Source organism: Thermogutta sp. (genome assembly GCF_039793925.1).
Classification (GTDB): domain Bacteria; phylum Planctomycetota; class Planctomycetia; order Pirellulales; family Thermoguttaceae; genus Thermogutta.
Genome location: NZ_JBAMME010000186.1, coordinates 1 through 1,052, shown reverse-complemented (window position 1 = coordinate 1,052; position 1,052 = coordinate 1). Strand labels below are relative to the sequence as shown.

Genomic DNA, 1,052 nt, shown 5'->3' with positions numbered 1-1,052 from the left:
TCTCTTACCCAGTGTTCACTCGCGACAAGCTCTGCCGGGATACGATCTGTTTGTTCCGTAATGCCACGATTGAGTTCTGCTATCTTGATAACAGGAACACCGTCGTTACCGCACAACTCGGACGGCTTCGTTGCACGACCGTTGATGTAATGCGCAATATCCCAAAGGCTCACTTCCCGCCACTCACCCGCCATCGCCTTCCTCCTCCAAATTCCGCTCATCCAGCTTTGCCAGTTCTGCTTCCAGCTCCTCCACCGAAGGCAGCGCGCCCTGGAATTCGGCGGGCAGGGCCTGCGCCAGGCGATACTCGGCCACGCCGAGGGGTTTGCTTACATCCCGGAGGGCATACTCCACCACCACGCGGTTTTTCTCCTTGCACAAAAGAATGCCCACGGTAAGGTTGTCCTGGGGATGGCGCAGAAGGTCGTCCACAGCCGACAAATAGAAGTTGAGTTTGCCGGCGTATTCGGGCTTGAACTCGGTGGTTTTGAGCTCCACCACCACAAAGCAGCGGAGCTTCAGGTGATAGAAGAGCAGGTCCAGATAGAAGTCCTCGCCGCCTACTTCCAAATGAACCTCCGATCCCACAAAGGCAAACCCCACGCCCAGCTCCAGCATGAAGTCGCGCAGGTGTTCTACGAGCTTTTTGTGCAGGTCGCGTTCCAGCAGGGCATCGTGTGTGCTGAGAAAATCAAAGTTGTAGGGGTCTTTGAGGAGTTGCTGAGCAAGCTCCGACTGCGGCGCGGGCAGGGTGCGGGCAAAGTTGGTGAGGGCTTTGCCTTGGCGATGATACAGCCCGCTTTCGATCTGGTGCAGGAGGACCGCCCGGCTCCAGCCGTGCTCCACACAAGCCCGCAGGTACCACTCCCGCTCGGTGTGGTCTTTGACCTTCGTCAGGATGGTGACATTGTGGAACCAGGGCAATTGTCCAGCAACCTGCTGGACAAATTCCCGGTCGGGGTACGCCTCGGCAAACGCCCGCATGTAGAACAGATTTGCCCGCGAAAGCCCCTGCATATCGGGAAACTCGCGCCGCAGGTCGTCGGCCAGGC

Annotated in this window: 2 protein-coding genes; both read right to left on the bottom strand. The window is 58.2% G+C overall.

Going from position 1 to position 1,052, the window contains the following annotated elements:
• The coding region (locus tag ABJK56_RS06965; RefSeq protein ID WP_347243944.1) for a hypothetical protein at positions 1–194 on the bottom strand (194 nt) is incomplete at its 3' end.
• On the bottom strand, positions 184–1,052 hold an 869-nt coding region (locus ABJK56_RS06960), incomplete at its 5' end, for a PDDEXK nuclease domain-containing protein (protein ID WP_347243943.1). The genes ABJK56_RS06960 and ABJK56_RS06965, both read right to left, overlap by 11 nt.